This window comes from Halomonas gemina, from assembly GCF_023554995.1.
Taxonomy (GTDB): Bacteria; Pseudomonadota; Gammaproteobacteria; order Pseudomonadales; family Halomonadaceae; genus Halomonas; species Halomonas gemina.
On the sequence record NZ_JAMJPK010000011.1, the window covers coordinates 1 to 12,573 of the forward strand.

Consider the following 12,573-nt stretch of genomic DNA (forward strand, 5'->3'; position numbering starts at 1 on the left):
GGTCGCTGCGCTCGTCGCCGAGCAGCTGGCGCAGCGAGGCCAGGGCAACGGGGGGCAGGTCGCGGCCACGGGGCCTGCCGCGAAAACGGCGCGGGGGAGTGACGGTCTCTACGGTCATGGCGTGCTCATTATTTTCGGTTGGCGCTTGCCTACCTTGCATGTTCGCACCGACGCTGGTTAAGGGCGATTGAGTGTCTCAACTCTTGGTTCTCGAGAAAATCAGTCTTGCGGAATTGCCCCGAGTTGTTGGCGCAGTTGAAACTTCTGAATTTTCCCTGTCGGGGTTGTTGGCAGTGGGCCAAAGATGATCTTCTTGGGAACCTTGAATCGACTGATATTCTCCCGGCAGAAGCTAATCAGCGCCGCTTCGCTCAGCTCACTACCGGGACGCAATTGGACGAACGCGGCGGGGACTTCACCCCACTTGGCATCCGCCATCGCCACGACCGCCGCGAGTTCGACATCTTCGTGCCGCAGAAGAATCTCTTCAACCTCTAGTGAGGAGATGTTTTCTCCTCCCGAGATAATTACGTCTTTCAGCCGGTCGCGAATCTTTACGTAGCCGTCCGGTTCCATCACCGCTAGGTCCCCCGAGTGAAACCATCCGCCGGCAAAGGCTTCCTGGGTGGCGGGTTCGTTTCGCAGGTAGCCCTTCATGACGATATTACCGCGGAACATGATCTCGCCGACCGTTTCGCCATCGGCGGGGACAGGTTCCATCGTGACCAAGTCGAGCACTGCCATGCTTTCCTGCAGGGGATAGGCCACCCCCTGGCGTCCGTTGAGCTTGATCCGCTCATCCTGCGACCGTTGAACCCAGTCATCCTGTTTGGCGCAAACCGAGGCGGGCCCGTAAGTCTCCGTCAGTCCATAAACGTGTGTGAGCTCGAAGCCGAGGGTTTCCATCCGCTTCAGCACAGATGCAGGAGGAGCCGCGCCAGCGATCAGCCCAGAGACTTTGTGCTCGATCGGCTCCGGCGCAGCGACGGCAGCATCGGCGATCATAGTGTGGACGATAGGTGCACCACAGTAATGAGTGACGTGATGCTTACTGAACAGATTGAGAATTTGCTGAGGATCCACACGGCGTAGGCAAACGTTGGTACCGCCAATGGCCGCCAGAGTCCAGGGGAAGCACCAGCCATTGCAATGAAACATTGGCAGAGTCCAAAGGTAGACCACTTTAGAAGGCAGGGACCAAGACAAGACGTTGCTGACAGCGTTCAAGTAAGCACCCCGATGATGTGTAACAACACCCTTGGGGTTACCGGTGGTGCCCGAAGTATAACCCAGCGCGATGGCATCCCATTCGTCGCTGGGTAACTGCCAGTCAACCATTTCAGGCTGATCGGCCAGGAGCGCCTCATACTCCAGGTCACCGATCCAGCGCTCTGCACCCTGGCTGGGGTCAGACACATTGATCACCTTGGGCGCAGGCCCTTTCAACCGAGCCAAGGCCTTTTCAACCACGTCCGTGAACTCGGGGTCAACCAAAAGCACGCGCGAACGACTATGATCGAGAATAAAGGCCACTGCCTCCGGATCAAGGCGGGTGTTGATCGCATTCAACACCGCTCCCACCATAGGCACGCCGAAGTGGGCTTCATACATGGCCGGGATATTCGGTAAGATAACGGCCACGGTATCACCCTTGGAGATGCCGAAATGAGTTAGCAGGGAAGCCAATTTGCAACAGCGGGAATAGGTCTGCTGCCAGCTATAACACTCATCGTTGTAGATCAGTGCCGTCCTGTCCGGATAAACGGCAGCCGTCCTTCTAATAAAGCTTAAAGGTGACAGCGGGACATAATTAGCCGCATTTTTTTCGAGAGCTTCATTAAACTGGCAGATATCATTCATGTTGTTATTCCTTTTATTTTAAGGAAGGGTTCATAACCCAGCCTTGCAAACTGCACGACGGCCATACCCAACCATTTGGTGTTCAACAGTCACCGTATTCATCGCCGGCCATTCAATCAAAGCTTAGTGGCCTGGCTGTTCCCAGACGGGTTTACGCTTGGCAAGAAAGGCATCGATTCCCTCGCTTGCGTCAGGGCTCATCATGTTCTCTGCCATCACGTTGCCGGCAAAGTCGTAGGCGTCGGCCAACGCCATCTGACGCTGCGGATGGAACATGGACTTTCCGAAACGCACCGCCGCCGGACTCTTGCTCAGGATCGTTTTCACCTTATCGGCCACGGCCGCATCCAGATCGGAATCAGGAACGACGGAACTCACCAGCCCCCACTCGAATGCCGTGTCCGCATCTATAAATTCGCCTGTCACCAGCATATCGAACGCTCGCTTGGGCGAAACGCTGCGCGACAGCGCCACAGCGGGGGTCGAACAGAACAGGCCCACGTTAATGCCAGACACGCCGAAGCTGGCCGATTTGGCGGCGATGACAAGGTCGCAACTGGCCGCCAACTGGCATCCCGCCGCCACGGCCATGCCCTGAACTTTCGCGATTACCGGCACCGGCAGCGCGACGACACTCTTCATCACCCGGCTGCAGTTACGAAACAACTCTTGGTAATAGGAATGGTCGGGATTAGCACGCATTTCCCGCAGGTCATGACCGGCACAAAAACCCCGTCCTTCTCCACCGATCACGACACAGCGCACAGCGGGGTCGGCAGCGATAGAGTCAAGTTCACGTTGTAACACAGCCAGCATTGCTTCTGAGAGGGTGTTAAATTTATCAGGGCGATTTAGCGTCAAATAAACGGCCCCATCTTTATCTTCTCTGTTAAGAATATCTTCAGCAGTTTGCGTAGACCGAATGTCATTCATGAGCGACTCCCACCAAAATGGCGAATTAACGTTAGTTGACTGTCACCTTAGCGGTGATTGAGTTTACGATAAAACACTTGCTATGCGCAGTGGCATGAATTCTTGAAATCGCCTCTTGGCCAGGTATTTTCTCGCCACCGAATGTAATGTTGGGTGACAATTCAATGCGCGTCATTCCCATACTTTTTTTGTCATTGCGCTCAAGATAACCTTTAGGATCATCTTTGTAAGATTCAACCTGATATCCCTGTAACTCAGCGATTGCCAGGAAGAACAGCATATGACAGCTGGATACGGCGCTAACCAGCAATTGCTCCGGGTCGGCACAATTTGGATCACCTTTAAATTCAACCGATGCCGAAACTCTAACCTCTTGGCCACCATTCAGCATCACACAGTGGTTGCGTGAGTATGTATTTTCCTCGGACTCATGAGGTTCATTCTGCCAAAGAATGGCTGCTGTATGGACAGACATAGACAAGCTTCCTATCTAAAGGTGTTTGCACGATTGCAATTGAAAAAAATCTGCAAAGCATCTTTTTACAAGTGTAAGTGGTCCGGAAAACATCTGGAAAGCGACGATTTCTAAGCACTTGGGTTAGCTTGGCTAATGTGAAATCTTATTGCCTACTGTATCAATAGCCTGTGTGGGCCATCAGTCTCATACAAAAGTGGGTCCTAGCCACCACTCCAAAACCCATTGATTACGAAAAATAAGCCAAATGATTAGGAACTATCGCTTTACCGCCTCAAAATGCCCGGATAGGATCAGTGTTCAGGCTAATGGCATTCCGGCTATCAGGCTTGAATCATTTATACAGGGATTGATGCTAAACCCGCCGACACTCAGATACCAAGGCACCCCCTTAAAAAAACACACCTTATACGATATGGCGCCCCATGAGCGAATCTACCATGAAGACTAAGAATGTTGAATACGCGATCATTGGCGCTGGCACCAGCGGTCTGGGCGCCTACTCGAAAATCAGCCGCAAGACCGACAGCGTATTGATGATTCAAGACGGTCCATACGGTACGACCTGCGCACGGGTCGGTTGCATGCCCAGCAAGTTACTGATCACCGCGTCCGATTACGCGCACCACTTGATCACCAGCGAGTTTTTTGGGGTGACCGCCTCGGGTCACGTGGATGGGCAAAAAGTGCTCGAAAGGTTGCGCCGAGAGCGAGATCATCGATTTGTTGCCAACAATCTCCGCTATGTCGACAAGATTCCGAGCCATCACAAGCTTGAGGGACGCGCCAGGTTTATCGGTCCGGGTCTCCTCAGGGTGGGCGAATCGGTGGAGGTCAAGGCCGAAAAATTCATCCTCGCCTGCGGCTCCAGGCCTGCGGTCAGCGAGGTATTCGAGCCAGTCACGGGCCGTGTACTCACCAGCGATACGGTATTTGAGCTTGAGGACCTGCCTCACTCGATAGCAGTGATCGGTATGGGAGTCATTGCACTGGAACTGGGGCAGGCTCTCCATCGACTGGGTGTCGAAACGACAATTTATGGACGTTCCGGAAAGATCAACGCCCTCACTCACCCAGACATGCAGCAGGAAGCACTCGATATCCTCAGCACGGAACTGAATATCTATACCAGCGGCCAGGTGGTGAGCACTTGGGAAGATGCTGAAGGCGCCTGGATCGAGTTTGAACAGTCGAATGGCCAGCGGGTCACTAAGGTGTTCGACAGGATATTGGTCGCCACGGGGAGGATCTCCAATGTAGACCGTTTGGGTATGGAGCATACAGGTGTGGAATTCACTGAAGCTGGCAAGGTGATATTCGATCCCCAGACGATGCTCTGCTCTGACTACCCCATTTTTATTGCCGGCGATGCGTCTGAATACCTGCCAGTGTGGCACGAAGCCTTTGATGAGGGGCGAATCGCTGCCGATAATGCGTTGAACTACCCGGATTTGGTGCCTGTAGATCGTAGACCGCCATTAATGGTGTTCTTCACCGACCCTCAGATCGCCATCATTGGACAGAGTTTTCGGGAGCTTCAAGGCCAGGAAATTGTCGTCGGTGAGCTGCCATTCGCTAGTCCCCGTCATGTGGTCTGGAACAAGGTCCAAGGGCGTATTCAAGTCTATCTGGACGCGCGAACTGGCGTAATTCTAGGTGCCGAGTTGCTGGGTTACCAAGCTGAACACCTGGCACATCTACTCGCACTGGCCATCACTCATTGCATGACGGCAGAGCAGGTACTGTCGATGCCGGTCTATCACCCCAGTGCCGAAGAGCTGTTAAGGGATGTTTTAATCGACGCCAGAGAAAAGCGGAGGATCTACGCAGCAGAGACTATGATCCATTCAAATTCCGTCCCGGCATATTCATAAGGCAGCCGGGTCGATGACAATGTAGATTCGGAAATAAGGGGGTGCGCAGATATGGCTAACAACGGCTTGCCTTGATTTTACATTGTTAATAATATAGTAATAAATTAGCATAAAAATTAATTTAACTCAGCGTTAAGAGGTAGCACAATGACAAAAGTTACGCCGGTTAGCATAGATAAAAAAGATGATTTTGGATTCGGAACACAGATCCGGAAGTCCCCTTACTTTGACGCAACAGTTCGCTGGGGAGCAAAGGGTTTCTCGGTATACAATCATATGTATATTCCGCGAGACTTCGGGGATCCGGTACAGAATTTCTGGAACCTTGTGAATGATGCGATACTTTGCGATGTTGGCGCCGAACGTCAGGTAGAAATTACAGGACCGGATGCCGCGAAATTCATGCAGCTTCTAACCCCGCGAGATTTGTCGGAAATGGCTGTCGGACAGTGCAAGTATGTACTGATCGTCAATGAAGACGGCGGCCTGATAAACGACCCGATCCTTTTACGACTGGGAGAAAATCATTTCTGGATCTCGCTGGCTGATAGTGACGGCCTGTTGTGGGCACAAGGTGTTGCAGTTTATGCCGGGCTAGATGTCACTATTGGAGAACCCGATGTTTCCCCTGTACAACTTCAGGGTCCAAAATCGGGTGAGATTATGAAGAAGCTCTTCGGTGAGAGCATCATGGATCTAAAATACTACTGGATGCGTGAGCTTGAACTTGACGGCATTCCGCTAGTCGTCTCACGCACCGGTTGGTCGAGCGAGCTGGGCTATGAGCTTTATCTGCTGGATGGCACCCAAGGGGACGAGCTCTGGGAAAAGATCATGGCTGCAGGAGAGCCCTTTGGATTGAAGCCTGGCCATACCTCTACAATCCGCCGCATAGAAGGTGGAATGCTCTCACACCATGCTGATTCAGAACTCGACACCAATCCTTACGAACTTGGGCTGGGCCGCCTGGTGAACCCAGACATGGATGCTGAATTTATCGGCAAGGCCGCATTACAGAAGATTCGCGCAGATGGCGTGAGCCGCAAGCAGGTCGGCTTGCGCATTGACATGGCCCCGCTGAAAAGACCCAACACCACATTCTGGCCGCTTACCAAAGATGGGAAAGAGGTTGGAAAGGTCACTTCTGCAGTCTATTCGCCGCGTCTTGACCAGAATATCGCTTTAGCGATGGTTGCCACCGAACATGCCGAGATTGGCACTGAACTGGTAATTCCAACCACATCCGGAGATGTACAGGCTATTGTTGTCGAAAAACCTTTCTACGACCCCAAAAAGCAAAAGGCCATAGCCTCTTGAAGCCAGCCTAATTGGCTGACGGATGGGGCTGCATTTGTAGTACTACTGTGGATTCAGCGAGCAATCATTGGCGCCACAGTGGTGCTGCAGTGAAAGGAGGCATATATGTATCCCGTTCGTATTTGGGCCGTGCGGCACGCAAGATTTTTTGAGGGGGTCTACCGTATCTTCGAACCGGTGATTCTGAAGTTGCATCCGGTATGGAACTCGGTAGGATACCAGCGCGCAGAAAAGCCGGTCCGGGCTGTGGAAAAGCTCAGTAAGGGATTTTTGTTCGACTGCAAGATGTGTGGACAGTGCATACTCAGCTCTACCGGAATGTCTTGTCCGATGAACTGCCCTAAATCCTTGCGCAACGGTCCTTGTGGAGGGGTGCGTGCCAACGGCAATTGCGAGGTCAAGCCAGAGATGAAGTGTGTCTGGGTCCAAGCCTGGGATGGAAGTCAAAAGATGAAAGGCGGTGATAAGATCCATGTAGTGCAATTGCCGGTTGATCATAGCCAGAAAGGTACTTCCTCTTGGCTGCGGGTGGCACGTAAGGCGTCGGAACAAAAGCGAGAAGAGGAAAAAGTGAGCCAACCTCTAAACAAATGAATCTGAAGTCTTATTGAATATAATGGTAGAACTCAGCTTGTTGTTTAGAGAAACAACAAACAATCATTAAAACATAAAGGTTATTTATCATGCCAAACAATCCGAACTACACTGACGATTATATTCTTACCGTCAGCTGCAAAACTGCCCCACGCATCGTTGCCGGAATTGCATCTTATCTGACAGAACGCGGCGGCTATATCGCAGAGTTATCTCAATTCGATGACAAAATCACTGGTCATTTCTTTTTGCGCACTCTGTTCAATATCGCTTCAGATTCGGGATATTCTTTTGAAGATATACGCACTGGATTTGATGAGCTGGCGAAAAAGCATGGTATAGAGTGGGCAATGCATGAGGTTAGCCGCCCGAAAAAAGTGATGATCATGGTCTCCAAGTTTGATCACTGCCTGGTTGATCTACTTTACCGTTATCACAAGGGCGAACTGAATATCGAGATTACGGCGGTGGTATCCAACCACACGGACCTTCAAACGATAGCTGAGCGTGAAGGCTTTCGCTTTATTTACCTGCCAGTGACGCAAGATACCAAAGAAAAACAGGAAGCTGCACTGCTTGATATTATCCACGAAACAGGAACCGAATTGGTGGTACTGGCACGCTATATGCAAATCCTGTCTGATGATCTTTGTAAAAAGCTCCACGGCCGAGCCATCAATATTCATCATTCATTTCTTCCCGGCTTCAAAGGTGCCAAACCATATCATCAAGCATTTGAGCGTGGCGTTAAGCTGATTGGTGCCACTGCACATTATGTGACCGGCGATTTGGATGAAGGACCGATTATTGAACAGTCCGTGCTACCAGTGAGTCATGCTTACTACCCGGAAGAACTTGTCGCTCTTGGCCGAGATACCGAAACGCAAGCACTAGCAAACGCTGTTAAACTGCATGCAGAGAACCGTGTATTTCTTTCAGGCAATAAAACCGTTATCTTCAAATAGAAGCAGAGGGCCTCATGTCTCAATTAATAGACGGCACAAAGATCTCGACTCAGGTTTTGGAAGAAGTTGCTTCTGAGGTCGAACTCCTCAAAGCCGAGTTTGACATAGTGCCAACATTAGCTGTAGTGCTGGTCGGGGAGGATCCTGCCAGCCATGTGTATGTCAGAAACAAAGTAAAGCGGGCGACAGAGGTGGGAATGGGTTCTATTGAGCACCGTCTTGAAGCTGAAACCACCCAAGATGCCCTCAATGATCTCATCGATGTTCTGAACAATGATCCTGAGGTGCACGGTATTCTTGTTCAACTGCCCCTGCCGTCGCATCTCAATGAAGATGAGGTGATAGCTTCCATACATCCGGCTAAAGATGTTGATGGCTTTCACCCGCTAAATGTCGGGGCACTTGCTTCTGGTAGGGAATCGCTAGTCCCGTGCACACCACAAGGTTGCATGATCATGCTGCGTCAGGTCCATCCGGATCTTAGTGGTAAAAAAGCGGTGGTGGTGGGCCGTTCTAATATTGTTGGCAAGCCGATGGCTGCATTGCTTTTACAGGCAAACTGTACTGTCACTATTGCGCATTCACGAACGAAGGACATCGAATCAGTGTGCCGCAATGCCGATATTGTGGTGGCAGCTGTTGGCCGTCCGAAGTTTATCAACGCTGACTGGATCAAGCCGGGTGCAACGGTTATTGATGTCGGTATCAATGCCATCGATATCGATGGCAAGAGAAAGCTAGTAGGTGATGTGGATTTTGAATCGGTTGCCGACATCGCTGGCGCCATTACGCCGGTACCCGGTGGTGTGGGGCCCATGACGATCGCCTGCCTGCTCTTGAATACGACACGGGCAGCAAGGCATCAGCTAGCCTGAGCTTTAGTTCGCGCCCGCCCGCATCAAGAATATCCGTGTCGCCCCCGGCGTCGCTACAACAATAAAAGAGGACCTCGCATGAACCACAACGACGATCCCATCCTTGCCCCGGGCCATGACAACACACAGATACTGGGGCTGGACTTCCACAACCCCGTCTTTCCCCTCTCTGCCCTGGCGATCATCGCCTTCATCCTCTATGCCCTGATCTACCCCGACGCTGCCAACACCCAGTTGACGGCCGCCCGGGGCTGGTCCATCGAGCACTTCGACTGGCTGTTCATGATCGCCGGCAACCTCTTCGTGTTGCTCTGCCTGGTGCTGATCAAGCCATCGCTGCAGGCGGTAGCGGACCTGGCGAGGCATTACCAGGCGGAGGTGTGCTATACAGCGCCACTGCCAGCACGCCAGGGAGCATTGCTCAAACTCCCGAGTACGCGAAAAGGCTTGAAGCCCTCGCCCAGGAACAGAGCAAGGTCCATGGCCAGCCAGTCAGCAGCAGGACCAGCATTAGCCCCGACCCTATCGCGGACCTCGACAACACGCTGATCAAGGCGATTGAGGACGTGGGCGCCGATCTAGTCGTCATGCCAACCCATCCACCTACTAACTCTGATGTCGTGATGCCTTCTCACGTGGGTAAGGTGGCGACCCACACCAAGGCCTCGATCTTTCTGGTCAGGCCCACCGGTGCTAACTAACGCACGCACGCTCAACTACCGACAAACTGAAAGGGAAATAAAAGTGGATAAAAATCCCAACTACGACAGTGCCCTGCAGCCGAAACCCGGCGGCTCCCGGGGCATCCCGGCACCGGAAGGGCCATCGAACCTCATCGATACCGATTTCGTGATCGGACAGGACAACTTCGAGGCCACCAAGTTCGGGATCAAAGTGGACCTGCATGGCAAGGTCTTCACCATCTCCTCACTGATGGTCCTGTTCTTCGTGATCGTTACGCTGGCCCTACAAGACAAGGTGGAACCGGTCTTCAATGCCGCCTTCAACTTCCTGACCGTTAACCTGTCCTCGTTCTTCCTGCTGGCGGCCAATATCTTCCTGGTGCTTGCGTTCGTGCTGATCTTCACGCCCATGGCTCGGGTCAGGATCGGCGGTGCCAATGCCAAGCCGGACTTCAGTTTTATCGGCTGGTTTTCAATGCTGTTCGCCGCGGGCATGGGCATCGGCCTGATGTTCTATGGGCTCTCCGAGCCACTGACCCACTACGGCAGCGCCATGGGCGGCATCACCGTGGAAAACGGGGTGCGCACCGACTGGGCACCACTGGGCGCCGCCGCGGGTGAACCAGCCGCCGCCGCCTCGCTGAGCATATCCGCCACCATCTTCCACTGGGGCCTGCATGCCTGGGGGACCTATGCCGTGGTGGCCTTGGCCCTGGCGCTGTTCGCATTCAACAAGGGCCTGCCGCTGACCATGCGCTCGGTTTTCTACCCGGTCCTTGGTGAGCGCATTTGGGGCTGGCCAGGCCACTTGATCGACATCCTAGCGGTGTTCGCCACTCTGTTCGGCCTGGCCACATCGCTCGGCCTCGGCGCCACTCAGGCCGCCGCAGGCTTGAATTACCTGTTCGGCATCCCCAATACCAATGTCACCATGGTAGTGCTGATCATCAGCATCTCCCTGATCGCGCTGGGATCGGTCGTCCTCGGCGTCGATAAGGGCGTGCAGCGACTCTCCCAGCTCAATATGGTGTTGGCCTTCCTGCTGGTGGTCTTTGTGATGGCAGTGGGCCCGACCCTGCTGATCGTTACCGGCTTCTTCGAGAACCTGGGCGCCTACCTGGTCAACCTGCCGGCGCTCTCCATGCCCTTCGGCCGTGAGGATGCCAATTTCAGCCAGGGCTGGACCACCTTCTACTGGGCCTGGTGGGTCTCCTGGGCACCGTTTGTCAGCATGTTCATCGCCCGGGTCAGCCGAGGTCGCACTGTACGTGAATTCCTGATCGCCGTGCTGCTGGTGCCGTCGACTATCACGGTGCTGTGGGTGAGTGCCTTAGGTGGCACAGCCATCGACCAGGTGATCACCGACAACTTCCAGGGCGCCATGGACGCGGCCCTCGAACTGCAGATGTTCGTGGTGTTCAGCCAGCTGCCGCTGTCCCAGATCACCTCCTTCATCGGCATCGTGCTTGTTGTCGTGTTCTTCATCACCTCCTCCGACTCCGGCTCGCTGGTGATCGACTCCATCACGGCCGGCGGCAAGACCGATGCGCCCAAACCTCAGCGGATCTTCTGGGCCCTCATCCAGGGTGCCATCGCCATCGCCCTGCTGCTGGGTGGCGGCCTGAAAGCGCTGGCGGCGGCGGTGATCGTTACCGCCCTGCCCTTCACCTTCGTCTTGCTGGTGGCTTGCTATGGCATGTTCAAGGGACTGAAAAGCGAGCCTCGAGGTCCCAACGGCTGAGGCTCTTCGCACCATGCATGGCCGAACAGGGCAGCCTACGGGCTGCCCTTAAGAAACGCTGCATAAATCCCTCTGGAGCTGCCTGAGCGCCACCGGCGGGGTAGAATCTGGCTTTCCTGCCATTGTCTGACAGAGCCAACGATGAAGCAGATCTCGTTCGCCCAGGCTGAGCACCAGAACAAGAAGAAGATCACCCGCCGGGAGCGGGTTCTGGCCCAGATGGATGCCGTGGTGCCATGGCAACGACTGATAGACGCGCTGTCGCCGTCCTACTTCCCGAACGCAGCGGGCAAGCGCGGCCGTCCGCCCATCGGCCTGGAGCGCATGCTGCGGATCTACTTCCTACAACAGTGGTATGCGCTCGCCGACGAGGCGCTCGAAGATGCCATCTACGATAGTCAGGCGATGCGCGACTTTGTGGGTATCGATTTGGCCATCGAAAGCGTACCGGACGCGACCACGCTGCTGCGCTTCCGTCATCTGTTGGAGAAGCATGCGCTGACCCAGCGGATCTTCGAGGAGATCAACGCCCACTTGGCTGAGCAGGGCCTGTTCATGCGCGAGGGCACCATCGTCGACGCCACCATTATGGCGGCCGCCCCTTCCACCAAGAACAAGGCCAAGCAGCGCGATCCGGAGATGAAGCAGACCAAGAAGGGCAACCAGTGGTACTTCGGCCTGAAGGCCCATATCGGCGTCGATGCCGTCACCGGACTGACTCACAGTGTCGTCGCGACCTCGGCCAACGTCGCCGATGTCACCATGGCCGGCGCTCTGGTCCGGGAGGATGACACGCGGGTATACGGCGACGCGGGTTACACCGGCATCTGGAAGCATCTTGACGAAGAGAAGGATGCCCCGGATTCCAAGTGCTACGTTGCCGTCAAGCGCGGCGCCATCAAGAAGATGGACGACAGCCCGATGAAAACGCTGCTGCTGGCGATCGAGAAGGCCAAGGCCAGCATCCGCGCCAAGGTCGAACACCCGTTTCATGTGATCAAAAATCTCTTCGGCTACCGGAAGGTGCGCTACAAGGGGTTGGCCAAGAATCATGCGCAACTCTTCAGCCTGTTCGGGCTGGCCAATCTGGTGCTGGCGACACGATGCGAGGGCCAAGTTGATGGGGCCGGTGCGCCTTGAATTTGGCCTGGCAGCCGGATAACTCGGCTGCCAGGGAAATAGGCCGCCTGTGGTGGTCAGAAATTAACCGCTGAGACGCAGGGGTTGCTGCGCTGAGTGCCAAAGCCGCTCAGTAT

11 protein-coding genes are annotated in these 12,573 nt (G+C 54.2%); 8 read left to right on the forward strand and 3 right to left on the reverse strand.

Annotated features, from left to right (window positions below):
* Positions 1-219: 219 nt before the first annotated feature.
* From M8009_RS17965 to M8009_RS17975, 3 genes are all read right to left on the reverse strand, one after another.
* On the reverse strand, positions 220-1,860 hold the full coding sequence (locus M8009_RS17965) for an acyl-CoA synthetase (RefSeq protein WP_250063706.1): 1,641 nt from the start codon (positions 1,858-1,860) through the stop codon (positions 220-222).
* 123 nt (positions 1,861-1,983) lie between these two features.
* Positions 1,984-2,793: an enoyl-CoA hydratase gene (locus M8009_RS17970; RefSeq protein ID WP_250063708.1), complete on the reverse strand. Its 810-nt coding sequence runs from the start codon at positions 2,791-2,793 to the stop codon at positions 1,984-1,986.
* A 31-nt stretch (positions 2,794-2,824) separates the two neighbouring features.
* Complete coding sequence (locus M8009_RS17975; RefSeq protein WP_250063710.1) at positions 2,825-3,268, reverse strand: OsmC family protein; 444 nt, start codon at positions 3,266-3,268, stop codon at positions 2,825-2,827.
* 425 nt (positions 3,269-3,693) lie between these two features.
* Here M8009_RS17975 and M8009_RS17980 point away from each other — a divergent pair, with 425 nt between their 5' ends.
* The 8 genes from M8009_RS17980 (at position 3,694) to M8009_RS18015 (ending at position 12,457) form a co-directional block, all read left to right on the forward strand.
* Positions 3,694-5,142, forward strand: coding sequence for a dihydrolipoyl dehydrogenase (locus M8009_RS17980; protein WP_250063712.1), 1,449 nt, complete (start codon positions 3,694-3,696; stop codon positions 5,140-5,142).
* A 147-nt stretch (positions 5,143-5,289) separates the two neighbouring features.
* On the forward strand, positions 5,290-6,459 hold the full coding sequence (locus M8009_RS17985; RefSeq protein ID WP_250063714.1) for a glycine cleavage T C-terminal barrel domain-containing protein: 1,170 nt from the start codon (positions 5,290-5,292) through the stop codon (positions 6,457-6,459).
* Between the two features lie 105 nt (positions 6,460-6,564).
* Positions 6,565-7,053 carry a methylenetetrahydrofolate reductase C-terminal domain-containing protein gene (locus tag M8009_RS17990; RefSeq protein ID WP_250063716.1) on the forward strand — a complete coding sequence of 163 codons (489 nt, stop codon included), beginning with the start codon at positions 6,565-6,567 and terminating at the stop codon, positions 7,051-7,053.
* An 89-nt stretch (positions 7,054-7,142) separates the two neighbouring features.
* On the forward strand, positions 7,143-8,018 hold the full coding sequence (gene purU / locus M8009_RS17995) for a formyltetrahydrofolate deformylase (RefSeq protein ID WP_250063718.1): 876 nt from the start codon (positions 7,143-7,145) through the stop codon (positions 8,016-8,018).
* Between the two features lie 14 nt (positions 8,019-8,032).
* On the forward strand, positions 8,033-8,893 hold the full coding sequence (gene folD / locus M8009_RS18000) for a bifunctional methylenetetrahydrofolate dehydrogenase/methenyltetrahydrofolate cyclohydrolase FolD (RefSeq protein ID WP_250063720.1): 861 nt from the start codon (positions 8,033-8,035) through the stop codon (positions 8,891-8,893).
* Positions 8,894-8,971: 78 nt separating this feature from the next.
* The gene (locus M8009_RS19365) at positions 8,972-9,442 is read left to right on the forward strand and encodes a BCCT family transporter (RefSeq protein ID WP_430886930.1); all 471 of its coding nucleotides are present in this window, start codon (positions 8,972-8,974) and stop codon (positions 9,440-9,442) included.
* 195 nt (positions 9,443-9,637) lie between these two features.
* Complete coding sequence (locus M8009_RS18010; RefSeq protein ID WP_250063722.1) at positions 9,638-11,317, forward strand: BCCT family transporter; 1,680 nt, start codon at positions 9,638-9,640, stop codon at positions 11,315-11,317.
* 141 nt (positions 11,318-11,458) lie between these two features.
* Complete coding sequence (locus M8009_RS18015; protein ID WP_250063724.1) at positions 11,459-12,457, forward strand: IS5 family transposase; 999 nt, start codon at positions 11,459-11,461, stop codon at positions 12,455-12,457.
* The last annotated feature ends 116 nt before the right edge of the window (positions 12,458-12,573 follow it).

Excerpts from the sequence above, each read along its gene's own strand:
- M8009_RS17965 (WP_250063706.1), bottom strand. The coding sequence starts at position 1,860 with ATGAATGATATCTGCCAGTTTAATGAAGCTCTCGAAAAAAATGCGGCT.
- M8009_RS17970 (WP_250063708.1), bottom strand. The coding sequence starts at position 2,793 with ATGAATGACATTCGGTCTACGCAAACTGCTGAAGATATTCTTAACAGA.
- M8009_RS17975 (WP_250063710.1), bottom strand. The coding sequence starts at position 3,268 with ATGTCTGTCCATACAGCAGCCATTCTTTGGCAGAATGAACCTCATGAG.
- M8009_RS17980 (WP_250063712.1), top strand. The coding sequence starts at position 3,694 with ATGAGCGAATCTACCATGAAGACTAAGAATGTTGAATACGCGATCATT.
- M8009_RS17985 (WP_250063714.1), top strand. The coding sequence starts at position 5,290 with ATGACAAAAGTTACGCCGGTTAGCATAGATAAAAAAGATGATTTTGGA.
- M8009_RS17990 (WP_250063716.1), top strand. The coding sequence starts at position 6,565 with ATGTATCCCGTTCGTATTTGGGCCGTGCGGCACGCAAGATTTTTTGAG.
- purU (WP_250063718.1), top strand. The coding sequence starts at position 7,143 with ATGCCAAACAATCCGAACTACACTGACGATTATATTCTTACCGTCAGC.
- folD (WP_250063720.1), top strand. The coding sequence starts at position 8,033 with ATGTCTCAATTAATAGACGGCACAAAGATCTCGACTCAGGTTTTGGAA.
- M8009_RS19365 (WP_430886930.1), top strand. The coding sequence starts at position 8,972 with ATGAACCACAACGACGATCCCATCCTTGCCCCGGGCCATGACAACACA.
- M8009_RS18015 (WP_250063724.1), top strand. The coding sequence starts at position 11,459 with ATGAAGCAGATCTCGTTCGCCCAGGCTGAGCACCAGAACAAGAAGAAG.